Genomic DNA, 23,682 nt, shown 5'->3' on the forward strand with positions numbered 1-23,682 from the left:
CTGCGGACTGCGGACTGCGGACAGCGGACAGCGGGTGGCGGGTGGTGCGAGGGCGGGACCGCTGCGGGCGTTCCGCGCGCGCCCCGCCCCTCCGTCGCGGCCCGTACCTGCCGGACCGCGGTCGTCGCACGTCACACGTCACACGGGAGCGGCCGTACCCGTCACCAGACGGTCGTCGAGCATGAACGCCGGGTCGACCTGGGCTGCCAGATCGGCGCCCGTCTTGTCGTTGCCCCAGCTCTCCGCGTTCTTCAGGTGGAAGTGGACCATCTGGCGCGTGTACCGCTCCCGGTCGCGCAGCTCGTACGAATCCTCGGCTGCGTCCTGGAGGGCTTGGAGCGCCATCCTGTTGTCGGCCTCCAGCAGCTCGAAGCGGTGCGGCCGGCCCTTCTCCATCGCCCGTACCCATTCGGAGTGGCCGACCCCGACGAGCAGGTCCTCGCCGACCTCCGAGCGCAGGAAGTCCAGGTCTTCCGGGCCCTGCACCTTGTTGCCGACCACCCGGAGCGTCACGCCGAAGTCCCGCGCGTACTCCTTGTACTGGCGGTACACCGACACTCCCTTCCGGGTCGGCTCGGCGACCAGGAACGTCATGTCGAACCGGGTGAACATCCCCGAGGCGAACGAGTCGGACCCGGCCGTCATGTCGACCACGACGTACTCGTCCTGGCCGTCGACCATGTGGTTGAGGCAGAGCTCCACCGCACCTACCTTGGAGTGGTAACAGGCCACCCCGAGGTCCGCCTCCGCGAAGGCGCCGGTGGCCATCAACCGGATATCACCGTCGTCGAGCCGGACGGTGCGCGCGCAGGCGTCGTAGACGGGATTGTCCTCGCGGACACGCAGCAGACGCGAACCCTCGCCGGGGGGCGTCGTCTTGATCATCGTCTCGGCGGAGGCGATGCGCGGGTTGCTGCCCCGCAGGTATTCCTTGATCAGCGGCAGCTCGGCACCCATCGAGGGAAGCGCTGCCGCCTCCCGCTCGTCGAGACCGAGGGCGGCTCCAAGGTGCTGGTTGATGTCGGCGTCCACGGCGATGACATGGGCTTCGTTGGCGGCGAGGTGGCGGATGAAGAGAGAGGACAGCGTGGTCTTGCCGCTGCCGCCCTTCCCTACGAAAGCGATCTTCATGTTCACCTAGGGTAGTCGCATCATCGCGGAAAGTCATCGCGCTTCGTGAAGAACAACACGTGGGGGTGGCGAGGGTGTATGGGGCGCGTAGCCTCGCTACTTATGAGTACGACTGCCTCGGACCCGCTTGCCGCCCTTGCCGCCCTGCCGGGGGTCCCCGACTCCGTGGACTCGGTCCGCAAGGCCGTGGACCGGGTCTACGGCCACCGTGTGATGCGGCGCCGGAGCAGCGAGGTGACTTCCGAGGCCGCATTGCGCGGAGCGCGCGGCTCGGCGGCGCTCGCGGGTGCCGACTGGAACCTCGAAGAGGTGCGCCGCCGCACCGACTTCAGCGGTGACCCCGAGGCGCGAACGGTGGGGGCGGCGTTGCGCCTCACGGCCGAAGCCGGCCAACTCCTCTCCATCTGGCGGCAGTCACCGCTGCGGGTGCTGGCCAGGCTCCACCTGGTGGCGGCCGGAGGGGCGACCCCCGACGACGCCGTGGGACGCCCGCGGCTGACCGGCGAGACGGTGGACGAGCCCCTCGTGCAGGCCCCTCTGCCGGATGCCGACGAGGTGGCCGGCCGGCTCGAGGGTTTGTCGCGGCTCATCATCGACGGCAGTGCCGCGCCGGCGCTGGTCACGTCCGCGATCGTGCACGGTGAACTCCTCGCACTCCGTCCCTTCGGCTCGTACAACGGGCTGGTGGCCCGGACCGCCGAACGCATCGTGCTGATCGGCAGCGGCCTCGACCCGAAGTCGATCTGCCCGGCCGAGGTCGGTCACGCGGAGCAGGGGCGGGCCGCGTACGTGGCGGCGTTCGAGGGGTACCTGTCGGGTGCGCCCGAGGGGATGGCGACCTGGATCGCGCACTGTGGGCGCGCCGTCGAACTGGGCGTCCGGGAGTCGACCGCGGTCTGCGAGGCGCTGCAGCGCGGAGCCGCCTGACCGCTTCCGGTGCGGCGGACCGGATGGCCTGGGAGTGGCTCGGCCGGTTCTGCTGGGAGCATGCGCCTGGGCCGGTCCCGCTCGGGCACCTCGGCCGGATGGCGTCGGGGCGGTCCCCGCATCCGGGCGACCGGGGCCCGGGTGATCCCCCGCGTCCGTGCGGGCGGTGCATCGGCCCCTGCGGACGCCCGCGGCGCACGAGTGCGCGCGGGAGGCGTTGGGGACGCTGGGGGCCTGGGGGCAAGAGTTGCGGCGGTACCGGATACCGGTACCGCCGCTGGCACGTCCGCCGGGTTACCAAGCGTCCTCGATAGATGCCCATCAGGTCGGGTTCTTTGCCCGTCACCTGGTGCGGCTGGCCCGTAATCGACGGGTCGACGTCGCGTGGGTGCCCAACTTCCATGCGCGGTCCGTGGGTCCTTACTGCGTGAAAGGTCATCCTCTCGGATGTCCTCGGTCTCGCGGGCCGTTGACTCCTTTGTACTCCTGGAGCCGGGTAAGCGGTACCCCAGCCTCCACTTCTTTACTTTCACGTTCAATCACCCAGCAGCCAACAGGTGTCCACTACCCACCCCATGCGGGGCGGGCTTGGTGCCCGGTGGACACCCTGCCGGTCGGCGGCTGCCGGGGCGGCGGTCACAGTGCTGCCGGACGGTGGTCAGGCGGAGGCGGTGGCTGCCGCGCGTCGTCTCGTGGCGTACCAGACGAGCCCCGCGGTGGCGGCGGCCGCTCCCACCGCGGCCGCGGCGACGAGTGCCGGACGCGGCGGCAGTGAGAAGGAGGGCAACCGCTGCTTGAGCCGGACCGGGCGGTTGAAAACGAGAATCGGCCACTCCCTCGCGCCGGCCTCGCGTCGTAGAGCCCGGTCCGGGTTCACGGCGTGCGGGTGGCCGACGGACTCCAGCATCGGGACGTCGGTGGCGGAGTCGCTGTAGGCGTAGCAGCGGGAGAGGTCGTACCCCTCCGACTCGGCCAGCTCCTTGACCGCCTCGGCCTTGGTCGGGCCGTAAGCGTAGTACTCGACCTCGCCCGTGAAGCAGCCGTCTTCACCGACGACCATCCGGGTCGCCACGACCCGGTCGGCGCCGAGCAGTTCCCCGATGGGCTCCACCACCTCGGCGCCCGACGTGGAGACGATCACCACGTCGCGGCCGGCGGCGTGGTGCTCCTCGATGAGGGTGGCCGCCTCGTCATAGATGATCGGGTCGATCAAGTCGTGCAGGGTCTCGGCGACGATCTCCTTGACCTGCGCGACGTTCCACCCCTTGCAGAGTGCGGAGAGATATTCACGCATCCCTTCCATCTGATCGTGGTCCGCGCCTCCGGCGAGGAAGACGAACTGTGCGTACGCCGTGCGCAGCACCGCGCGGCGGTTGATCAGGCCGCCTTGATAGAAGGACTTGCTGAAGGCCAGTGTCGAAGACTTCGCGATGACCGTCTTGTCGAGGTCGAAGAAGGCGGCGGTGCGCGGCGAGAAGCGGTTTTCCACAAGGCTGAGCATAGGGGGCCTCCATTCGGCTCAAGCCCTGGCGCGTGGGTTTGCCTGACAAGGCGCTCGGGTACACCATGGAAGTCACGGATCGTTCGCGACCGTGCCAACCCGGTCCGGCTCCTCCCCCCCCCGAGTCGGCCGTGGGGACGACCCCCGCTCTCCCCCCCGGCGGGGGTCGTCGCACGTCCGGGTGCGTTTTTCCCCGGAATGGCGCTCGCATCCCCTTTTGCCGACTGGCCGACAGCCTCGATTCAACCGCCTGGGCACAGCCTTGCATGTGACTGAGCGTAGCGAAAGAGGTGCGCTCCGAATGTCCCCGTTTCGAGTGACCGAGTTATTCACAACGTGCGGGTTGTCCACAGTTCTCCACCAAGATCCACATCTTTTCCCCTGAGATCGCATGGTGATTCCGCCCGTGAAGTCCGCGGGTTCCGGAATCACCTGTCCCGGATTGTTCCGGGTTCTGCGTGAACGGCGCTCAAGGTGCTGTGAGAAGGGGTGGAGATCGTGAAGCGATCCCATGCGCGACAAGATTTCGCGATCGCCGAAGGGCGGTGTGGAGCACCGCTGATCGTGACCGAGGACATCGAGCTGCTCGACGATCTGCTGCGACTCTGCGCGGCGGCGGGAGCGGAGCCGGAGGTGCACCACGGCGCACCGGAGGACCGCGAGGTGTGGCGGCAGGCGCCGCTGATCCTGGTGGGCGACGACGCGGTTCAGCGGTGCCGCGGACTCGCGCGGCGCCGTGGGGTGATGGTCGTCGGGCGCGACCAGGACTCGCCCGACGTCTGGCGACAAGCGGTCGAAATCGGCGCCGAGCACGTGCTGAGGCTGCCCGAAGCCGAGGGCTGGCTCATCGAGCAGCTCGCCAACGCGGCGGAAGGGGCGGGGCGTCCCGCGCTCACAGTGGCGGTGGTGGGTGGCAGGGGCGGGGCCGGCGCGTCGACGCTCGCCTGCGCGCTCGCCGTGACCGCCGCCCGGGCGGGAGTGCGGGCCACGCTGATCGACGGTGACCCGCTGGGGGGCGGCATCGACGTCCTGCTCGGCGGGGAGCGCACCGAGGGCCGGAGATGGCCCGACTTCGCGCACACCAGAGGCCGGCTCGGTGGCGGCGTCCTGGAGGACTCGCTGCCCGCCCTCCACGGACTGCGCGTGCTCAGCCGGGGGCGTGAGTGCGGCGTCGTCGTACCGCCACTTGCGGTGCGGTCGGTGCTCGCGGCCGCTCGGCGGCTCGGCGGCGTGGTGGTCGTGGACCTGCCCCGCCAAGTGGACGAGGGAGTGGCGGAAGCGCTGTCCCAGTCGGACCTCGGGCTGCTGGTCGTGCCAGGTGAGCTGCGCGCCGTGGCAGCGGCGAAGTGCGTGGCGTCGGCGGTCGGCACGTCCCTCGACGACCTGCGTGTGGTGGCCCGGGCACCGTTCGCCCCCGGCCTGGACGGTCCGTGGGTGGCCCGTGCGCTCGCTCTGCCCCTGCTGGGAGAACTCCCGGTCGAACCGGCGGTGTCGGTGCATCAGGACGGTTTCCTTCCACCGGGGGCCGGGCCGCGCGGTCCACTCGCCCGCTTCTGCGCCGCCTTCTGGGAGAAGGCATACGTCGGTGGCCTTCCCGTCCCGGTGGGGGGGCCGTCATGACCGAAGGGCTCCTGGACGCCGTGCGGCAGCGGCTGGCGCTCAGCGGGGAGGTGCCGACGCCGGCGGGCGTGGCCGCCGCCGTGCGGGCGCAGAGCCGACTGCTGGGAGATCAGGAAATCCTGGGTGCCGCAGCCGAGTTGCGGGGTGAGCTGGTCGGCACAGGGGTGCTGGAGCCCCTGTTGGCCGACCCGGAGGTGACCGATGTCCTGGTCTCCGCACCCGACCGGGTATGGGTGGACCGCGGCGGCGGTCTGGAGTTGACCGGTGTCACCTTCTCCGACGCCGCGGCAGTGCGGAGGCTCGCGCAGCGTCTCGCGGCGGTGGCCGGCCGGCGACTGGACGACGCCCGGCCCTGGGTGGACGCGCGCCTCCCGGACGGGACGCGGATGCACGCGGTACTGCCCCCGGTCTCCGTCGGCTCGACCTGCCTCTCCCTGCGTGTCGTCCGTCCCCGGGCTTTCACCCTGGAGGAGCTCGTCCGGGCGGGGACGGTGCCACCCGGCGGCGACCGGATGCTGCGGAGTCTGGTGCGCGCCCGGGTCTCCTACCTCATCAGCGGTGGCACTGGCGCGGGGAAGACCACCCTGCTGTCGAGCCTCCTGGGAGAGGTCGGCCCGCACGAACGGATCGTGCTGGCCGAGGACTCGGCGGAATTGCGTCCCGACCACCCGCACGTGGTGCGGCTGGAGTCCCGGGCCGCCAATCAGGAGGGAGCGGGGCAAGTGACGCTCCGGGACCTGGTCCGCCAGGCCCTGCGTATGCGTCCGGACCGGCTGGTCGTCGGCGAGGTGCGGGGTCCCGAAGTGACGGACCTGCTGGCCGCGTTGAACACGGGGCACGAGGGCGGGTGCGGGACCGTGCACGCCAACGCCGCGTCGCACGTACCCGCTCGGCTGGAGGCGCTGGGAACGGCCGCCGGGCTCGACCGGCCCTCGTTGCACAGCCAGTTGGCGGCAGCACTGTCGGTCGTGATCCACCTGGTGCGTGACCGGACGGGACGCCGGCGTCTCGCCGAGGTCCATGTGCTGGAACGCGACTCCCACGGGCTCGTGGTCACCGTACCCGCGCTGACGGGCGGGGCGGACGGCTTCGCACGGGCCCCGGGCTGGCAGCGGCTGGCCGCGCTCGTCGGGGGTGCCTGATGACCGGGGCGACGCCCGCGGCCACGACGTGGGGAGCGATGGCATGCGTGGCTCTCGCCGTCTGGTTGGCCGTACGCCGGGATGCCGGAGGGGTGGCGAGGGCGAGGGGCGCGGAAGCGGTGCGGGGTACCTCGGGCGCCGACGGCGGGGGCCTGGTCCTGCCGGCGAGGGTGGCGCGGAGTGCGGCGCTGCTGCGTACCCGGGCTGCTGGGCTGCTGATCCGACGACGCGAATGGATCTGTGCTCCGGTGGCCGTGGCACTCGCGGTCCTGGGGGAGTCGTGGCTGCCGCTGGTCGCGGGCGCCGCGGCGGTGCCGCTGGTAGGGCGCTGGCTGCGGCGGCGAGCCGGGCGGGCCGCGTACGAGCGGTCGGACGCGGCGGTCGCGGCGCTCTGCGGGGCGGTCGTCGGTGAACTGCGGGCCGGTTGCGAACCGGGGCAGGCTTTGATCCGCGCGGTACGGGAAACGCCCGGGCTGGGTGTCGCCGAGTCGCCAGTACTCGCCGCGGCGCGGTTCGGCGGCGACGTACCTGCCGCACTGAACCGTGCGGCCGGGGCTCCGGGGCTGGCGTCGTTGGCCGGGATCGCGGCGTGCTGGCGGGTGTCGGTGGACGGCGGCGCCGGACTCGCGGCGGGACTGGACCGCCTGGAAGGCGCTCTCCGGGCGGAGCGGCGGCGCAGGGAGGAACTGCGGGCCGGGCTCGCCGGAGCCTGGTCGACGGTGGTCCTGCTGGCTCTGCTGCCGCTGGCGGGGCTGGGCATGGGCGCCGCGCTCGGGGCGGAGCCCCTCCGAGTCCTGCTGCACACTCCGGCGGGACTGGTCTGCCTGGTGGGCGGGCTGCTGCTGGAGACGGCCGGGCTCTGCTGGGCCGACCGGATCGTGCGGGCGGTGGACGCGAGGTGACCGCCGTGTCGAACGCCGTGTCCGGAGAAGTTGTCCACAGCCTGGGGATCGGGTTCACGTTAAGCGCGGCCTCCCTGTGCGCGCTGCTGTCGGCCACCGGGAACCGGCGGGAACGTGCCCGGCGGAAGCGGTTCGCCGTGGTCCTCGGAGATCCGGGCCGCGAGACCGGCTCGTCGGGTGGGAACCGGGCACAGCGGGTGCTGTCCCGTCCGACCGCGGAGGTCCGTGCCGCGGCGACACGATGGGGAGAACCGGTCGGCGCGGGGCTGGTCGTGTGGATTCTCGCGGGCGGGACCACCGGGATGCTGGCCGGCGCCGGGGCGGCCGCTGTGGTGTGGCGATTCCGCCGGACCGCACACGCCCGTCGTCCGGAGGGCTCCGGGGAGCCGGCCGAGGACAAGGTCGCGGCGGCCCGGCAACTTCCGCTGGCGGCCGATCTCCTGGCCGCCTGCATCTCCGCCGGGGCCGGCCCACGGCAGGCCGCCGAGGTCGTGGGGGAGTCGCTCCGGGGTCCGGTCGGAGAGCGGCTGGTCCGCGCCGCCGCCGAGATCCGTCTCGGCGGTGATCCCACCCGGGCGTGGGGCCTCCTCGAGGAGATCCCGGGCGCGGGGCCGCTCGCCCGGTGCCTGGACCGTGCCGGTGAGACCGGGGCTCCGGCGGCGGAGCCGGTCGCCCGGCTGGCCGACGCCATGCGTTCCGCTCGCGCCGATGCCGCCGTGGCGCGGGCCCAGCGCGCGGGCGTGCTGATCACGGCTCCGGTGGGGCTCTGCTTCCTCCCGGCCTTCCTGGCGGTCGGAGTCGCCCCGGTGATCGTCGGCCTGGCAGGAGGAATCCTGCACGCCGGCTGACGGGGCCTCATAAATCGGTAAGTCCCACGGGTGCGCCGCTGGTGCGCCCGGTCATCCCACGATGCCCGGCAAGGGCGGAACGAGGACGGAAAATGAGTGTCGGAACGGGTGTCGGAACGGGCACCGGTGGAGACGTCCCCGACGAGAAGCACGGTCGAAGGGGGCTCGGCCGACGCGGGCGGCATGTCCTGAGCAAAGCGGTTCGGCCTGCACGCTGTCGGTCCCATCCGCTCGCACCGGAGCCCGGGGCACGGGGAGTCGCCCGGCGGGTCCGGTGGTCCCGCCGGTTCGGACGGTCCGACCGCGGGATGACCACGTCCGAGTACGCCATGGGGACGATCGCGGCCTGCGCCTTCGCCGCCGTGCTCTACAAGGTGGTCAACAGCGGAGCGGTACAGGACGCGCTGCAGTCGTTGATCAAGGGTGCACTCGATGGATCGTTCTGAGCGGGCGTACGGAGCGGAGCGCGAGCGGCGGCCGAGGGGCCGGAGCACCGTTCGGTCCCCGTGCGGGGACGGAGGCGGGGACGCGGGCTCGGTCACCGCCGAGGCGGCGATGGTGCTGCCGGTGCTGGTGGCCCTCGCGCTGATGGTGGTCTGGGCCCTGGTGGCGGCTGCCGATCAGATCCGGTGCGTGGACGCGGCCCGGGCCGGGCGCCTTGGCGCTCACCCTGAGCGCCGAAGCGGCAGCCCTGGCCGAAGACACGGTGGGCGGCGGTCCCGGGGGGCCCAGTCTCGCCAGGAGCCCTGGGGAGAACGCCAGGGGTGGCGGGGATGCAGAGGACGCCGTTCGGACCGAGGAGAACGCTGGAGGCGCGCCATGAGGTGCCTCGGTGGCCGAGGAGATGATCCCGGGCCCCGTGATCACCGGTGCCGGGGTCGGAAGGGGCACGGTCGCAGAGGTCACGGCCGCAGGCCGGATTGCAGGCGGCGGGATCGGGGACACCGGGATCGGGGACGCCGCGATCGGGGCGTGGCGACCGTGTGGGTGGCCCTGACGGTGGCCACTCTGTGCTCGGTGTGCGTGGTGATCCTCGCGTTCGGGCAGGCGGTCGCGGCGCGGCACCGTGCCGGTGGGGCGGCGGACCTGGCCGCCCTCGCCGCAGCCGACCGCGCCCTCCAGGGGCCCGGGGCGGCCTGTGCGGCGGCCCGGCGCGTGGCGGACGCACAAGGTGCACTGTTGGTGCGGTGCTGGGTGCGGGGCGATGTCGCCGACGTGACGGCGCGAGCAGCCTTCGGGCCGTACGCGCCGGAGGTCAGGTCCCGCGCGGGGCCTCCGGCGTCTCCGGCGTCTCCGGCGTCCCCGTAGGCGAGGAGGGCGATGGAGGCGCTGAGGGCGCCGGAGGGTCCGCGGGGGCGGCCCTGAGGAGTTCGGTCAGGAGCCGTACCGCACCCCGCTTGTGAAGGGGCTCGTTGCCGTTGCCGCACTTGGGGGACTGGATGCAGGAAGGGCAGCCCGCCTCGCACTCGCAGGAGGCGATGGCTTCGCGGGTCGCGGCGAGCCAGGCGCGGGCGGTGTGGAAGGCGCGTTCGGCGAACCCGGCGCCGCCGGGGTGGCCGTCGTACACGAAGACGGTGGGCAGCAGGGTGTCCGGGTGGAGCGGTACGGAGACCCCGCCGATGTCCCAGCGGTCGCAGGTGGCGAAGAGGGGGAGTATTCCGATCGACGCGTGTTCGGCGGCGTGCAGCGCACCGCCGAGGATCTCCGGATTGATCCGGGCGGCGTCGAGCTGGTCCTCGGTGACGGTCCACCAGACGGCCCGGGTGCGCAGAATGCGGGGCGGCAGTTCGAGCTTGGTTTCGCCCAGCACCTCGCCGGTGATCAGCTTTCGACGCAGGAAGGAGACGACCTGGTTGGTCACTTCCACCGAGCCGTAGCAGAGCCGCCCGTCGCCCCAGGGGAGCGTGGTGTCGGTCTCCAGGACGGTAATGGCGGTGGTGTCGCGGGCGTTCGTCGAGTACGGCGGATTCGCCTCCTCCACGAGTGCGACGGAGTCCTCCAGGTCCAGCTTCCGGACCAGGTAGGTGCGTCCCTGGTGGAGATGGACGGCTCCCTCGTGCACCGCGGTGTGGGAGGCGGCCTCGTCGACGGTACCCAGCAACCTGCCGGTGCCCTCCTCGACGATCTGCACCGGCCGGCCTCCCCCGCCCCGGATGTCGGTGAGGTCGACGGCGCGTTCGCGGCGGGTCCAATGCCAGCCGGCCGCCCGCTTGCGCAGCAGTTTCGCGGCCTCCAGCTGCGGCAGCAGCTCGGGCACGGTGGGACCGAAGAGTTCGAAGTCGGCGGCGGTGAGAGGAAGCTCCGCCGCGGCCGCGCACAGATGAGGGGCGAGTACGTAGGGATTGTCCGGATCCAGCACGGTCGACTCCACCGGCTGGTGGAACAGGGCCTCCGGGTGGTGCACGAGAAAGGTGTCCAGCGGATCGTCCCGCGCCACCAGTACGGCCAGAGCGCCCTGGCCCGAGCGGCCGGCCCGGCCCGCCTGCTGCCAGAGGGAAGCCCGGGTGCCCGGATACCCGGCGATGACGACGGCGTCCAGACCGGAGACATCGATCCCCAGTTCGAGGGCGGTGGTGGCGGCCAGGCCCAGGAGCTCACCGGAGTGCAGGGCGCGCTCCAGGGCGCGGCGCTCCTCCGGCAGGTAGCCGCCCCGGTAGGCGGCGACCCGTCGAGGCAGCGAGCGGTCGACCTCGGCCAGCCGTTCCTTGGCGATCACGGAGATGAGTTCCGCCCCGCGCCGGGAACGGACGAAGGCGACCGTGCGGACACCCTGGAGGGTCAGGTCGGTGAGCAGGTCCGCCGTCTCGGCGGTAGCGGTGCGCCGCACGGGCGCGCCCTTCTCGCCCCGCATGTCGGTGAGCGGCGGTTCCCAGAGGGCGAAGACCAGTTCGCCGCGGGGTGAGGCGTCGTCGGCGATCTCCTTCACCGGCAGGCCGGTGAGGCGGCCGGCCGCGACGGACGGCTCGGCCGCGGTCGCGGAGGCGAGGAGGAAGACCGGATCGGAGCCGTACCGGGCGCACAGTCGCCGCAGTCGGCGCAGGACCTGGGCGACGTGCGAGCCGAAGACGCCCCGGTACGTGTGGCACTCGTCGATGACGACGTAGCGCAGAGCGCGCAGGAAGGAGGCCCAGCGGGGATGGGACGGCAGGATGCCCCGGTGCAGCATGTCGGGGTTGGTGAGGACGTAATTGGCGTACTGGCGCACCCATTCGCGTTCCTCCACGGGCGTGTCGCCGTCGTAGACGGCGGGCCTGACCGCGTTGCCGAGCGGCGAGGCGAGGGCCTTCACCGACCGGCGCTGGTCCGCCGCGAGCGCCTTCGTGGGGGAGAGGTAGAGCGCCGTTGCCGCACGTCCGTTCGGAGCCTCCGAGCCGTCGAGCAGCGCGCTCAGGACCGGGGCGAGGTAGGCAAGCGACTTTCCGGACGCCGTTCCGGTGGCGATCACCACGGATTCACCGTCGAGGGCGCATTCGGCCGCGGCCGCCTGATGGACCCACGGATGGTCGATCCCGGCACGCCCGATCGCCGCGACGACTTCCGGTCGGATGCGATCCGGCCAGATGGCATGGGTTCCCGGTCGCGGGGGCAAGTGCTCCGTATGAGTGATGCGCGCGGCCCGGCCCGCCCCTGCGGCGAGCCGGTCGAGGATCATGTCGGGAGAGGGGCGGGAATCTCCGCTCTCGGCGGGTCCGCTGGGGCGGTGTTTCTTGGCCATCGGCACCGAGTGTGTCACTGGCGTGACGGACAATGGTCCCAAGGCGTCGTGCATGGCTGCTGGTAAGTGATTGAATGCCATCGCGGCTGGCGATCCGTCCCCTGACTCCGTCGGGGAGACCGAGGGGCGACCGCTCGATAGCAAGGTGCTGGAGGATCCGTGGACCTGTCCCTGTCGACTCGCAATGTGTCCGGCCCTGGTGGCGACCGTACGGTCGTCGAGGTCGGTGGCGAGATTGATGTGTATACCGCGCCCAAGCTGCGCGAGCAGTTGGTCGAGTTGGTGAATGACGGTAGTTACCACCTGGTTGTCGACATGGAGGGCGTCGACTTCCTCGACTCCACCGGTCTCGGCGTGCTGGTGGGCGGCCTGAAGCGTGTCCGGGCTCATGAGGGCTCGCTGCGCCTGGTCTGCAACCAGGAGCGCATTCTCAAGATCTTCCGGATCACGGGCCTGACCAAGGTGTTTCCGATTCACACCACGGTCGACGAGGCTGTCGCCGCCACCGACTGACGTCGGAGCGGCCCGCCGGCTCCGGTCGGTGGTCCGTGGACGGCCCGGACGGCAGCAGCCGCGCCGGGCCGCGCTGAGCAGGCGGCCGACCCTGGGTCGGCCGTCCGCTCCGTGGGCTCCGGAAGAGACCAGAGGTACGGGCGCCATGCCCGGGCCTCTGAGAAGCACGCCCTACGTTCGAGGGGGATCTCATGGCCACCGTTGAACTCCGCTTCAGCGCACAGCCTGAACATGTCCGGACGGCCCGCCTGGTGGCAGCCGCTGTGGCACGCCGGGCCGGCGTCGACGAGGCGGTGCTCGACGAGGTCAGACTCGCGGTGGGTGAGGCATGCAGCCGAGCTGTCGGGCTGCACCACGCTCATGGCCTCGACACCCCGGTGGCCGTGGTGCTGAAGGACGAGGAGAAGTCGTTCTCCATCGAGGTCGGCGACGATGTCCCAGGTCCGGGAAGCGATGCCGGAGGCGCCGTTCCCGGCGCACGCCGGGCCTCGCCGGGACCGGTGGGACTCGACGAGCCGGAGCCCGAGCCGGACGGTGAGGGCGAGGACGAAATGGGCCTCGCCGTCATCAAGGGCCTGGTCGACGACGTGGAAGTCCGGTCGGGGGTGAACGGCGGTGTGATCCGTATGACCTGGCCGACCACGCCCGCGGTGATCTTTCCCTGATCGTCTCCCGGCGGCCCAGGCTCCTCAGGGCCCTGTTGAGCCGTCGAGTCGTTGAGCCTGTGAGCCGTCGAGTCGTTCAGCCAGGGCCGGCGCGACAGGATGTGCCCCGGCTCGCTTCCGGTTTCGCGCGCCTTCGCGCCTTCTCTCCTGCGCTCCTGGCGACTGCCGAAGGCGATCAAAAGGTGTCTGCTGCTGCTGTTCGCCGTCCGTCGCACGTAACTCCCCTGTGCGGTCGCATACCCTCGCACGCCGCCTTACCGCGCGCCTCTGTGTGGCCCTGCGCCTCTGCGATGTCGCGCCTACGACCCTTGCCAGTACGGCGACCCCGGCCGGCGACCCCGGCCGGCGACCCCTGCCCGTACCGCGACCCCTGCCAGCCCCTTTCGCCACGGGTGCCTCCTGATGGGCATCACGTCAGTCACACCCCCGCACCGTTGACGAGGCGTCGTCCGTGACGATCGGGCAGGGGGTGCCCGCAGGTCGGGTTCTTCACCCGTTCGGGTGAAGATGGAGTAGCTGCCCGCAGGGTGGTTCGCCTCTTCGGAGCTGGCGCGGAGCGGGCTCGGAGCAGGCGTGGAGGGTGAATTGAATCTCCCCCGTTTCTCTTGATGCAAATGGCTTCAAAAGGGCACGTACCGGGAGACCGGCGCCCGGATGTCGCCCACGTGGCGTGTAAGTTCCGGGGCCGAGAGCCTTGGAAGGGACCGATTCGGTGAACAAGAAGCTTGCGGCCGCACTGTCCGGCGGTGCGGTACTCGTACTGACGCTGACGGGTTGCAGCGACGACAGCAACGACGAGGTCGACGACTGGGCCAAGAAGGTGTGCGACCAGATCCAGCCGCAACTGCAGAAGATCGCGGACGCCAACACCGCCATCCAGCAGCAGACCGCGGACAACAGTCAGCCCGCCGACGTGCAGAGGACCGACTCGGCCGCCTTCCATCAGATCTCGGAGGCGTACAAGGCGCTCGCCTCCGCCGTGGACTCGGCGGGCGCCCCGCCCGTCGACAACGGTGAGGCCACGCAGCAGGAGGCGGTGAAGGGGCTCAACGCCTCCTCCAAGGCGTACGCGAACCTCAAGACCAAGGTGGACGCGCTCGACACCGAGGATCAGGCGAAGTTCGCCGACGGTCTCAAGGACATCGCCGACGAGTTGAAGAACACCAGCAGCAGCGGTGCCGACGCGCTGAACAAGCTGCAATCCGGCGAGGTCGGGAAAGCGATGGCCAAGCAGGACAGCTGCAAGAGTCCTGCGGCCTCCGCGTCCCCCGGATCGGGATCGGGCGCCCCGGCATCCCCGGCCAACGCCTCGTAGCGCCCGTAGCGCCCGTAGCTTCCGCAGCCCGTACCTGTCGCGGCCCCGTCGCTTCCGTACGTCCGCGGGCGGGGCGGCCCGATCACCCCTCGTGGTGGCCGGGCCGCTGCCGTTGTCGGTGGGAGCGGCGACAATGGAGGCGTGAGTACGAAGAGCCCCTCAGCACCGACGAGCCCCTCGGGGCCCCGCCTTCCGCGGTCCGAGCACGTTCCCGCACTCCGTGAGGCGCTGCTCGCGGCCGCGTTCACCGCGGACGGACTCCTGGATCTCCTCGGCGCACCGGCCTACGCGGCCCTCGCGCGCGCCGAGACCGTTCCCGCGCTGCGCGCCACCCGGGGCGAGACCGCGCTCGACACGCTGGTGCGGCTCTTCCTTCTTCAACGGCCCGTTCCGGTGGAGCGGGCCGAAGCGGCTCTTCCGCTCGCCCTCTGCCTGGCGGACGGCTGGGTGCGCGAGGCGGCCGGCGAGGTGCGGGCGACCGTCGACGTCCGCCCGTACGGCGGCCCCGAGGGCGAGGACTGGTTCATCGTCTCCGACCTCGGTTGTGCCGTCGGGGGCGCGGGCGGCATCGGGTCGCACGAGGAAGGCGTCGTCCTCGGGGTCGGCGGCGCGTCCACCACGCTCGCCGGGATCACCGTACGTACCCCCGTGGCCTCCGCCCTCGATCTGGGCACGGGTTCGGGCATCCAGGCGCTCCACGCGGCGCAGCACGCCACGCGCGTCACCGCCACCGACCTCAATCCGCGCGCCCTCGACTTCACGCGGCTCACGCTCGCCCTCTCCGGCGCCGCCCCGGCCGATCTGCGGGAGGGCTCCCTCTTTGAGCCGGTCGCCGACGAGACCTACGACCTGATTGTCTCGAATCCGCCGTTCGTCATCTCCCCGGGTGCTCGCCTCACTTACCGCGACGGCGGCATGGGCGGTGACGACCTCTGCCGCACCCTGGTCCAGCAGTCGGGCGACCGGCTGAACGACGGCGGGTACGCCCAGTTCCTCGCCAACTGGCAGCACGTGGAGGGCGAGGAGTGGCAGGACCGGCTCCGGTCCTGGGTGCCGGCCGACTGCGACGCCTGGATCGTGCAGCGGGAGGTGCAGGACGTCACGCAGTACGCGGAGCTGTGGCTGCGCGACAGCGGCGACCACCGTTCCGATCCGGCCGAGTACACCGCCCGGTACGAAGCCTGGCTCGACGAGTTCGAGGCGCGCGGGACAACGGCGGTCGGATTTGGCTGGATCACGGTGCGCAAGTCGGCCGCGGCCGTCGCCGGGAACCCGTCGATCGTGGTGGAGGAGTGGCCGCACTCGATCGAGCAGCCCCTCGGCCCGGCCGTCCTCGCCCACTTCGCCCGCCAGGACTATCTGCGCGCCCAGGACGACGCCTCGCTGCTCGCGGGCCATTTCGTGCTCGCCGAGGAGGTCGTGCAGGAGCAGGTCGGGCTGCCGGGTGCGGAGGACCCGGAGCACGTGGTGCTCCGTCAGCACCGCGGCATGCGCCGGGCCACCAAGGTCGACTCGGTGGGGGCGGGGTTCGCCGGCGTGTGCGACGGGTCGCTGCCCGCCGGCCGCATTCTGGACGCCATCGCCCAGCTGATGGGTGAGGACCCCGTGCTCCTGCGGGACCGCACCCCCCAGGCGATCCGGCTCCTGGTCGAGGAGGGCTTCCTGGAGCCGGTGACCCCCGGCGCCGGCAGGGCCGAGGGCACGGCCTGACCGGGCGCAGACGCGGCCTGTGCGGGCGCACACACGATGGGCGTCGGCGCGCACGGCCTGAGCGGGCGTGCACTGCCTGAGCAGGGCATGCGCGCCGGTCGCCCGTGCCGATCTCCCGCGCGGTGCGCCCGCTGCGGGACCGACGGCCCTCCGGCGGGCCGTCCCGGGCCTGCTGTTCGCCCAGCGGGCCGTCCCGGGCCTGCTGTTCACCCGGCGGCCGTCCCCGGGCCCGCTGTTCACCCGGGGTTCGCGTGGCCGACGTCCGGGGGTGGCAGCCTCCCCCTGCGCGTCCTGAGGGCGAGCCGGCCCCTCGGGCCCGGCCGCCCTGGGGCGCCGGGCCCGGTCGGCGGGCCAGGACAGGGGGCGGAGACATGGAGAGCGGACCGGCGGGCCTCGGAGGAGCGGTCTTCGCGCTGTTCGGCGCCGCGCTCCTCCTCTGGACGGGGGCGCGCACGGCCCGTCGCGCGCCGGTGGCCCTCGGAGTGAGGCCCGTTCCCGCCGCCGTGCTGTCGACGGTCTTCGGCGTACTTTTCCTCCTCCTCGGCGTGTGGCTTCTCGCCGGCGTCTGAACGAATCCGGTGAACCAATCCGGCGCGTCGGGCGTCCTGAGCCGGGAGCCTGCAGGGCCGCCGGACCGGACGCCCGCCCACCCTCTTCGAACCCGCTTTCACACCCGCTCCGCACCTTTTCCGCACCGCCTCCGCACCCTTGCCCGGACGCCTCGAAACCCACAGGCAGCGGCCGTACCGGGTGCGGAACGGACAGTCCGGGCGGCAGGAATGCCGGAAGTCGGGTTACCGTTCGAGTGGCCGTTGCGGGCTTTTGCCGTTTGACACGGGGGCGGGTTGTACCGTCACACTCCGCAGCGACAGCACCGCCAGTGGCTTTGAGCCGCCGCGTGGATGCGCATCGAGTGCCGACCGGAGAGAAGAGCGAAGTTGTCCCCGACCAGCGAGACCGCACAGGGCGGCCGCCGACTCGTCATCGTCGAGTCGCCTGCCAAGGCGAAGACGATCAAGGGCTATCTCGGCCCCGGATACGTCGTCGAGGCGAGCGTCGGGCACATCCGTGACCTCCCGAGCGGCGCGGCCGAGGTCCCCGACGAGTACACCGGCGAGGTCCGGCGGCTCGGGGTCGACGTCGAAAACGACTTCCAGCCCATCTATGTCGTCAATGCCGACAAGAAGGCCCAGGTCAGGAAGCTCAAGCAGCTGCTGGCCGAGTCCGACGAACTCTTCCTCGCCACCGATGAGGACCGCGAGGGCGAAGCCATCGCGTGGCACCTGCAGGAAGTCCTCAAGCCCAAGGTCCCGGTCCACCGGATGGTCTTCCACGAGATCACCAAGGACGCGATCCGGGCCGCCGTCGCCAACCCGCGCGAGCTCAACCAGCGCATGGTCGACGCCCAGGAGACCCGCCGCATCCTCGACCGCCTCTACGGCTACGAGGTCTCGCCGGTCCTGTGGAAGAAGGTCATGCCCCGGCTGTCGGCGGGCCGTGTCCAGTCCGTCGCCACCCGGCTCGTCGTCGAGCGGGAGCGCGAGCGCATCGCCTTCCGCTCCGCCTCGTACTGGGACCTGACGGGCACCTTCGCCACCGGCCGCACCGGTGACGCCTCGGACCCGTCCACCCTGACCGCCCGTCTCAGCGCGGTCGACGGGCGCCGGGTCGCCCAGGGCCGCGACTTCGGTGCGGACGGGCAGCTGAAGGCCGCCTCCGCCCAGGTCATGCACCTGGACGAGACGAACGCCCGCGCGCTGGCCGCCGCCCTCGCCGACTCCGCCTTCGCGGTCCGCTCGGTCGAGTCGAAGCCGTACCGCCGCTCGCCGTACGCGCCGTTCCGTACGACCACCCTCCAGCAGGAGGCGAGCCGCAAGCTGGGCTTCGGGGCCAAGGCCACCATGCAGGTCGCGCAGAAGCTGTACGAGAACGGCTTCATCACCTACATGCGTACGGACTCCACGACCCTCTCGGAGACGGCGATCACCGCCGCCCGGGCGCAGGTCACCCAGCTCTACGGCGCCAACTACCTGCCGGAGAAGCCGCGTACCTACGCCGGCAAGGTCAAGAACGCGCAGGAGGCGCACGAGGCGATCCGCCCCTCCGGGGACCGCTTCCGTACCCCCGCCGAGACCGGCCTGACCGGCGACCAGTTCCGGCTGTACGAGCTGATCTGGAAGCGGACCGTCGCTTCCCAGATGAAGGACGCGGTCGGCAACTCCGTCACCGTCAAGATCGGTGGCCGGGCGAGCGACGGCCGGGACGCCGAGTTCTCCGCCTCCGGCAAGACGATCACCTTCCACGGCTTCATGAAGGCGTACGTCGAAGGCGCAGACGACCCGAACGCCGAGCTGGACGACCGCGAGCGCCGACTGCCTCAGGTCGCCGAGGGCGACGCCCTCTCCGCCGAGGAGATCACCGCCGACGGCCACTCCACCAAGCCGCCGGCCCGCTACACCGAGGCATCGCTGGTCAAGGAGCTCGAAGAGCGCGAGATCGGCCGCCCGTCGACGTACGCCTCGATCATCGGGACCATCCTCGACCGCGGCTACGTCTTCAAGAAGGGCACCGCGCTCGTCCCGTCCTTCCTCTCCTTCGCCGTCGTCAACCTGCTGGAGAAGCACTTCGGCCGGCTCGTCGACTACGACTTCACCGCGCGGATGGAGGACGACCTCGACCGCATCGCGCGGGGTGAGGCCCAGTCCGTGCCGTGGTTGAAGCGGTTCTACTTCGGTGCGGGCGAGGGCACGGCCGGTGCCGGTGCGGCCTCCGACGCGGGCAACGGCGACGGCGACCACCTCGGCGGCCTCAAGGAACTCGTCACCGACCTCGGAGCCATCGACGCCCGGGAGATCTCCTCGTTCCCCGTCGGCAACGACATCAAGCTCCGGGTCGGCCGGTACGGCCCGTACATCGAGCGCGGCGAGAAGGATTCCGAGGGGCACCAGCGCGCCGACGTCCCCGACGACATGGCGCCGGACGAGCTCACCGTCGAACTCGCCGAGGAGCTGCTCGCCAAGCCGAGCGGAGACTTCGAACTCGGTGCCGACCCGGTCTCGGGCAACCAGATCATCGCCAAGGACGGCCGGTACGGCCCGTACGTCACCGAGGTGCTGCCCGAGGGCACGCCGAAGACCGGCAAGAACGCGGTGAAGCCGCGGACCGCCTCCCTCTTCAAGTCGATGTCGCTCGACACGGTGACGCTCGCCGACGCGCTCAAGCTGATGTCGCTGCCGCGCGTCGTCGGCGAGGACGCGGACGGCGTCGAGATCACCGCGCAGAACGGCCGCTACGGTCCGTACCTGAAGAAGGGGACGGACTCGCGGTCGCTGACCTCCGAGGACCAGCTCTTCGACATCACCCTCGACGAGGCCCTCGCCATCTACGCGCAGCCCAAGCAGCGCGGCCGGGCAGCCGCCAAGCCGCCGCTGAAGGAACTGGGCACCGACCCGGTCAGCGGGGCGCCGGTGGTCGTGAAGGACGGTCGCTTCGGCGCGTACGTCACGGACGGCGAGACGAACGCGACGCTGCGCACCGACGACAGCGTCGAGGAGATCACGCCCGAGCGCGGGTACGAACTCCTCGCCGAGAAGCGTGCCAAGGGACCCGCCAAGAAGAAGACGGCCGCCAAGAAGGCGCCCGCCAAGAAGGCCGCCACGGCGAAGAAGGCCCCGGCCAAGAAGACGGCGACCGCGGCCAAGAAGACCACCGCCGCGAAGAAGACCACGACCGCGAAGACCACGACGGCGAAGAAGACCACGACGGCGAAGAAGACCACGACGGCGAAGAAGGCGACGAGCGCGGCCTCCGCCTCCGCCGCGGCGCCCACCGAGGACTGAGCGGACCCCGCGGAGCCGCATCCCGCGACACGCCGTCCGCCGCCCCCGGTTTCCGACCGGGGGCGGCGGACGTGTGTCCGGGCCTCCTCCCCCACGGGTAATTCCCAAGGGCCCGCGGAGGCGGCGGGAGCGGTTCCGGTCCGGACTCCCGGCACTTCCGGCCGGAGGTTTCCGGGGGGCCACACGGTCGTATGTTCGGCCGGGGCAACGGCGACCGTACGGCTGCCGATAGGCTGGACGGATGACGCGAGCCGAGCAGCCAACGGTCGTGAGCCCCCCCTCCGACACACTTGCCGCAGACTCACGCGAGCGCGCCCTACGAGCCCTGTTGCGCATCCAGCCGCTGAAGCGGTTGTGGAGCGCCCAGCTCGTCGGCGGGATCGGCGATGCACTCGCCGTCCTGGTGCTGGTGCTGCTGTCGCTGCAAGCAGCGGTCCAGGAGGGCTCATTCGGCACCGGATACCGCGGGGCGGCTTTCGCCGTAGCCGCCGTCTTCGGTGTCCGGATCTTTTCCACCTTGCTCTTCGGAGCCGTACTCCTGGGGCCGTTGACATCGCTCACGGCACCGGGCGGAGTACTGGACCGGCGATGGCTGATGATCGGCGTCGACGGGCTGCGGCTCGCGCTGCTGGTCGTCGCGCCGCTCTGGATCGACTGGACGCCCGACCACGCGCTCCTGATGATCCTGATCACCGTCTTCGTGGCCGGGGCCGGGGAACGCCTGTGGGCGGTGGCCAAGGAGAGCGCGGCGCCCGCCCTGCTGCCCGCCCCGCCGATCGAGGGCGCGGCGGTCCGTCCGCTCCCCGACCACCTCGACGCGCTGCGCCGGCTCTCCCTGCGTACGGACTTCCTCGCGGTGCCCGCCGCCGCGGTGGTCCTGCTGGTGGCCACGCTGGTCGGCAACCTCCTGGGCGCGGGCCTGGACTGGTTCTCGCTGCACCAGGCGGCTCTCGCCTCGTACGTCGCGGCCGGGCTGTTCTCCGCCTCGATCTCGACCCTGTACTTCCTCGAACTGCCGGGCCTTCCCACGCCGAGGCCCCGTTCGCCGCTGGAGGGACTGCGCCGACGGACCGTTGCCGCAGCCCCGTCCGCGGACGGGACCAGTGCCGGTGCCAGTGCCGGAAAGGGCCGTACCGGGGCCCTCCCGCTGATCGTCGCCGCCTGCGCGGCCGTCGCCGGGGCGATCGCCGCGGCCGCCGGTGCCGCCGTGCTCCAGGCGGCGGACCTGGGCGGCGGACCCGCCACGTACGCGCTGCTGATCCTCGGTCTGACCGGCGGCACCGCCCTCGGTATCCGTACCGCCGCCAAGGTGCTGCCCGCGCTGTCGCGGCGCCGGCTGCTCGCCCTCGCGCTCGCCCTCACCGGCGTGGCGCTCCTCGCGCTCGGTCTGGTGCCGGACACCGCGACCGGGCTGATGATCGCCCTCTTCGCCGGTTGGACCGCCGGTATCGCCGCGGCCACCGGCCACACCCTCGTCGACCAGGAGACGGAGGAGCCGCGGCGGGCGAAGACCACCGAGCACCTCCAGGCGGTCGTCCGGGTGGCCGTCGCGGTCGGCGCCGTCGGCGGCCCGCTGCTGGCCGCCGCGTTCGGCAGGCACCGCCTCGTCGCCGGCGACTTCGTCTTCGCCCACGGCGGCGCCGCGTTCGCCCTGATGCTTGTCGGCGCCCTGCTGCTGCCCGTCGCCGCGCTCGTCCTCGCCAAGACGGACGACCGTGCGGGAGTCCCGCTCCGGCGCGACCTGCGGGAGGCGCTGCGCGGCGGCGACCCGGCCGTCGCGCCCGCCGCCACCGGCTTCTTCATCGCCATCGAGGGCGGCGACGGCGCCGGGAAGTCCACCCAGGTCGAGGCGCTCGCCTCCTGGATCCGGGCCAAGGGCCACGAGGTCGTGGTGACCCGTGAACCGGGGGCCACCCCGGTCGGCAAGCGGCTCCGTTCGATCCTCCTCGACGTCTCGTCGGCCGGACTCTCCAACCGCGCCGAAGCCCTCCTGTACGCCGCCGACCGCGCCGAGCACGTCGACTCCGTCGTCCGCCCGGCCCTGGAACGCGGCGCCGTCGTCATCTCCGACCGCTACATCGACTCGTCCGTCGCCTACCAGGGCGCGGGACGGGACCTCTCCCCGGTCGAGATCGCCCGTATCTCGCGCTGGGCCACCACCGGACTCGTCCCGCACCTGACGGTGCTCCTCGACGTCGACCCCGCCACCGCGCGGGAGCGGTTCACCGAGGCCCCGGACCGGCTGGAGTCCGAACCGGTGGAGTTCCACACCCGGGTGCGTTCCGGCTTCCTGACGCTCGCGGCGGCCGACCCCGTTCGCTACCTCGTCGTGGACGCGGGCCAGGAGCCCGAGGCCATCACCACCGTCGTACGCCACCGGCTCGACCGGGTCCTGCCGCTCTCCGAGGCCGAGATCAAGGCCCAGGAAGAGGCGCGCAAGGCGGCCGAGGAAGAGGCCCGGCGCAAGGCGGAGGAAGAGGCCGCCCGCAAGGCGGAGGAGGAGCGGCTGGAGCGGGAGCGCCAGGCGCAGCTCGCCAAGCTCCGTGCCGAGGAGGAGGAGCGCAAGCAGCGCGAGCTGGAGGAGGCCCGGCAGGCCGAGGCCGAGCGGCAGGCCGAGGAGGCCCGGCAGCGAGCCGAGGAGCTCCGCCTCCGCGAGGAGGAGGCCCGCCGCCGTCGCGAGGCCGAGGAGAAGGCGCGCGAGGCGGAGCAGGAACGGCTGCGCTTCCAGGCCGTGGAGGAGGCCCGGCTCCGCAAGGAGGCCGAGGAGGCCCGCCTGGAGAAGCAGCGCAAGGCCGAGGAGGCCCTGGTACGCGCGGAGGCCGCCCGCCGCCGTGCCGAGGAGGAGGCCGCCGAGCGTGCGGCGGTCGAGGCCGCCGCACGGGCGAAGGCAGAGGCCGCGGCTCGTGCCGAGGCGGAGCGCGCGGCAGCCCAGCGTGCGGAGGCCGAGCGCGCGGAGGCCGAGCGGGCAGCTGCCGAGAGGGCAGCTGCCGAGCGCGCGGAGGCCGCCCGCAAGGCGGAGACGGCGCGTGCGGAGGCCTCGCGTGTGGAGGCGGCGCGTGCGGACGCCCCGCGTGTGGCCCGGGACCCGTGGACGAAGTCGGGGTCCGTCGGGGCGGGCGGTGCGTCCGGTACGCCTGCTGCTTCCGGTACGCCCCGTACGTCCGGCGCTTCCGGTGCTTCCGGCGACGAGCTGACCGTGCCGACGCCGCTGGTGAACCCGAACGAGGTCACCCAGCAGGTTCCGAAGGTGCGGCCGAAGGGGGAGCCGGACAACGCCTCCTCGGACCGTTCCGCCGGCGCGGACGGATCGCGTGGCGCGAAGGGGCGGGCAGGGGGCGCGGGATCGCCGGAGAACGACGAGACCACCGTGCTTCCCGCCTACCGGGAGACGCAGGGGGCTGACCGGGCCAACCGGGCGGACGAGACAGCCGTCCTTCCGGCGTACCGCCCCGACGCGCCGGCCGACCGCGTCCCCCGGGACATCTTCCGGGACGAGGACCCCGCGCCCTCCGGCGCGGAGAGCGAGGCCGAGCGGACCCGCGAGCTGCCGCAGATCAGCGGCGATCCGGCCGCGGACCGGGCCGCGTACGAGCGGTCGGGCAGGTCGTCGCGCCGACCGCGTCCGGACTGGGCCGAGGAGACCCCGCTGGACGATCTGCCGACGCTCGCCGACGAGCTGCTCGGTGGACATGACGACGACGAGGCGGACGGCCGCGGCAAGGGCCGGCGGCGCCCGCGCCGCTGACGGATCGCCCCGACGTACGCGTACGGCGGAGAACGCACGCCCCCCGGACCGGATCACCGGACCGGGGGGCGTGCGCGTCGCCGGGGAGACGGACGGGATGCCCTGGAAT

Annotated in this window: 17 protein-coding genes; 14 read left to right on the forward strand and 3 right to left on the reverse strand. The window is 72.2% G+C overall.

Features of this window, described 5'->3' with window-relative positions:
• Positions 1-138 precede the first annotated feature (138 nt).
• On the reverse strand, positions 139-1,131 hold the full coding sequence (locus ACFYPN_RS18190) for an ATP-binding protein (protein WP_358762995.1): 993 nt from the start codon (positions 1,129-1,131) through the stop codon (positions 139-141).
• 102 nt (positions 1,132-1,233) lie between these two features.
• Here ACFYPN_RS18190 and ACFYPN_RS18195 point away from each other — a divergent pair, with 102 nt between their 5' ends.
• On the forward strand, positions 1,234-2,058 hold the full coding sequence (locus ACFYPN_RS18195) for an oxidoreductase (RefSeq protein ID WP_358762997.1): 825 nt from the start codon (positions 1,234-1,236) through the stop codon (positions 2,056-2,058).
• A 658-nt stretch (positions 2,059-2,716) separates the two neighbouring features.
• On the opposite strand, the gene ACFYPN_RS18200 is transcribed toward ACFYPN_RS18195, so the two are convergent.
• Entirely contained in the window at positions 2,717-3,559 is an 843-nt protein-coding gene (locus tag ACFYPN_RS18200; protein ID WP_389299258.1) for an HAD family hydrolase, read from the reverse strand.
• Between the two features lie 564 nt (positions 3,560-4,123).
• Here ACFYPN_RS18200 and ssd point away from each other — a divergent pair.
• The 6 genes from ssd (at position 4,124) to ACFYPN_RS18230 (ending at position 9,379) form a co-directional block, all read left to right on the forward strand.
• On the forward strand, positions 4,124-5,179 hold the full coding sequence (gene ssd / locus ACFYPN_RS18205) for a septum site-determining protein Ssd (protein ID WP_389299260.1): 1,056 nt from the start codon (positions 4,124-4,126) through the stop codon (positions 5,177-5,179).
• The gene (locus tag ACFYPN_RS18210) at positions 5,176-6,321 is read left to right on the forward strand and encodes a TadA family conjugal transfer-associated ATPase (RefSeq protein WP_358763003.1); all 1,146 of its coding nucleotides are present in this window, start codon (positions 5,176-5,178) and stop codon (positions 6,319-6,321) included. The genes ssd and ACFYPN_RS18210 overlap by 4 nt, the downstream gene beginning before the upstream one ends.
• Positions 6,321-7,223, forward strand: coding sequence for a type II secretion system F family protein (locus ACFYPN_RS18215; RefSeq protein ID WP_389299263.1), 903 nt, complete (start codon positions 6,321-6,323; stop codon positions 7,221-7,223). The genes ACFYPN_RS18210 and ACFYPN_RS18215 overlap by 1 nt, the downstream gene beginning before the upstream one ends.
• A gap of 5 nt (positions 7,224-7,228) precedes the next feature.
• Entirely contained in the window at positions 7,229-8,071 is an 843-nt protein-coding gene (locus tag ACFYPN_RS18220; protein ID WP_389299266.1) for a type II secretion system F family protein, read from the forward strand.
• A gap of 188 nt (positions 8,072-8,259) precedes the next feature.
• Entirely contained in the window at positions 8,260-8,517 is a 258-nt protein-coding gene (locus ACFYPN_RS18225; RefSeq protein WP_358763035.1) for a DUF4244 domain-containing protein, read from the forward strand.
• A gap of 142 nt (positions 8,518-8,659) precedes the next feature.
• On the forward strand, positions 8,660-9,379 hold the full coding sequence (locus ACFYPN_RS18230; protein WP_389299443.1) for an Rv3654c family TadE-like protein: 720 nt from the start codon (positions 8,660-8,662) through the stop codon (positions 9,377-9,379).
• Here ACFYPN_RS18230 and ACFYPN_RS18235 read toward each other — a convergent pair.
• Positions 9,327-11,867, reverse strand: coding sequence for a DEAD/DEAH box helicase (locus ACFYPN_RS18235; RefSeq protein WP_389299269.1), 2,541 nt, complete (start codon positions 11,865-11,867; stop codon positions 9,327-9,329). The genes ACFYPN_RS18230 and ACFYPN_RS18235 overlap by 53 nt on opposite strands.
• A 78-nt stretch (positions 11,868-11,945) precedes the next feature.
• Between ACFYPN_RS18235 and ACFYPN_RS18240 the strand changes: the two genes are divergently transcribed.
• From ACFYPN_RS18240 to tmk, 7 genes are all read left to right on the forward strand, one after another.
• Entirely contained in the window at positions 11,946-12,299 is a 354-nt protein-coding gene (locus ACFYPN_RS18240) for an STAS domain-containing protein (RefSeq protein WP_003967428.1), read from the forward strand.
• A gap of 191 nt (positions 12,300-12,490) precedes the next feature.
• Positions 12,491-12,964, forward strand: a complete 474-nt coding sequence (locus ACFYPN_RS18245) for an ATP-binding protein (RefSeq protein ID WP_358763014.1) — start codon at positions 12,491-12,493, stop codon at positions 12,962-12,964.
• Positions 12,965-13,676: 712 nt separating this feature from the next.
• Complete coding sequence (locus ACFYPN_RS18250) at positions 13,677-14,279, forward strand: small secreted protein (RefSeq protein ID WP_358763015.1); 603 nt, start codon at positions 13,677-13,679, stop codon at positions 14,277-14,279.
• A 228-nt stretch (positions 14,280-14,507) separates the two neighbouring features.
• The gene (locus ACFYPN_RS18255; protein WP_389299446.1) at positions 14,508-15,989 is read left to right on the forward strand and encodes a methyltransferase; all 1,482 of its coding nucleotides are present in this window, start codon (positions 14,508-14,510) and stop codon (positions 15,987-15,989) included.
• A 371-nt stretch (positions 15,990-16,360) separates the two neighbouring features.
• Positions 16,361-16,558, forward strand: a complete 198-nt coding sequence (locus ACFYPN_RS18260) for a hypothetical protein (RefSeq protein ID WP_389299273.1) — start codon at positions 16,361-16,363, stop codon at positions 16,556-16,558.
• A gap of 369 nt (positions 16,559-16,927) precedes the next feature.
• A complete protein-coding gene (gene topA, locus ACFYPN_RS18265) occupies positions 16,928-19,828 on the forward strand; it encodes a type I DNA topoisomerase (protein WP_389299275.1) in 2,901 nt (966 codons plus the stop codon).
• Positions 19,829-20,069: 241 nt separating this feature from the next.
• Positions 20,070-23,573: a dTMP kinase gene (gene tmk, locus ACFYPN_RS18270; RefSeq protein WP_389299278.1), complete on the forward strand. Its 3,504-nt coding sequence runs from the start codon at positions 20,070-20,072 to the stop codon at positions 23,571-23,573.
• Positions 23,574-23,682: the final 109 nt, after the last annotated feature.

Origin of the sequence: Streptomyces sp. NPDC005576 (genome assembly GCF_042871745.1) — a bacterium.
GTDB lineage: Bacteria > Actinomycetota > Actinomycetes > Streptomycetales > Streptomycetaceae > Streptomyces.

What these genes read in the sequence shown, in the direction of transcription:
- tmk (WP_389299278.1), top strand. Translation starts at nt 20,070, where the DNA reads ATGACGCGAGCCGAGCAGCCAACGGTCGTGAGCCCCCCCTCCGACACA.
- ACFYPN_RS18260 (WP_389299273.1), top strand. Translation starts at nt 16,361, where the DNA reads ATGGAGAGCGGACCGGCGGGCCTCGGAGGAGCGGTCTTCGCGCTGTTC.
- ACFYPN_RS18235 (WP_389299269.1), bottom strand. Translation starts at nt 11,867, where the DNA reads ATGGCATTCAATCACTTACCAGCAGCCATGCACGACGCCTTGGGACCA.
- ACFYPN_RS18230 (WP_389299443.1), top strand. Translation starts at nt 8,660, where the DNA reads ATGGTGGTCTGGGCCCTGGTGGCGGCTGCCGATCAGATCCGGTGCGTG.
- ACFYPN_RS18215 (WP_389299263.1), top strand. Translation starts at nt 6,321, where the DNA reads ATGACCGGGGCGACGCCCGCGGCCACGACGTGGGGAGCGATGGCATGC.
- ACFYPN_RS18195 (WP_358762997.1), top strand. Translation starts at nt 1,234, where the DNA reads ATGAGTACGACTGCCTCGGACCCGCTTGCCGCCCTTGCCGCCCTGCCG.
- ACFYPN_RS18210 (WP_358763003.1), top strand. Translation starts at nt 5,176, where the DNA reads ATGACCGAAGGGCTCCTGGACGCCGTGCGGCAGCGGCTGGCGCTCAGC.
- ACFYPN_RS18245 (WP_358763014.1), top strand. Translation starts at nt 12,491, where the DNA reads ATGGCCACCGTTGAACTCCGCTTCAGCGCACAGCCTGAACATGTCCGG.
- ACFYPN_RS18200 (WP_389299258.1), bottom strand. Translation starts at nt 3,559, where the DNA reads ATGCTCAGCCTTGTGGAAAACCGCTTCTCGCCGCGCACCGCCGCCTTC.
- ACFYPN_RS18190 (WP_358762995.1), bottom strand. Translation starts at nt 1,131, where the DNA reads ATGAAGATCGCTTTCGTAGGGAAGGGCGGCAGCGGCAAGACCACGCTG.